This window comes from Streptomyces sp. NRRL S-37 (genome assembly GCF_000721605.1).
Classification (GTDB): Bacteria; Actinomycetota; Actinomycetes; order Streptomycetales; family Streptomycetaceae; genus Streptomyces.
The window spans coordinates 1-225 of the sequence record NZ_JOIZ01000165.1 but is presented as its reverse complement, the minus strand read 5'-3'; the positions used below and the strand labels follow the sequence as shown (position 1 = coordinate 225).

The following is a 225-nucleotide window of genomic DNA, read 5'->3' as shown; positions in this document are numbered from 1 at the left end:
CAGCCTGGAGGAGGGGAACCAGCGGTCGATCGCGATCACTTCGCGGCCGTACCACTGGGCCTTGTACTCCAGCATGCTCCTAAACTCCGACCACGCCGCGTCACTGATGGCGCGGGCGACCTTGCCGTTCTTCACCATGTTCCGGACGGCGAGGTCCTCGATCACGATCGTTTGGTTCTCACGAACGAGCCGAGTGGTGAGCTTGTGCAGCAGGTCACGCCTGCG

General features: G+C 63.1%; 1 protein-coding gene. It reads right to left on the bottom strand.

Features of this window, described 5'->3' with window-relative positions; translation table 11 throughout:
- On the bottom strand, positions 1 to 225 hold a 225-nt coding region (locus IH50_RS0137265), incomplete at both ends, for an RNA-guided endonuclease TnpB family protein (RefSeq protein WP_030873297.1).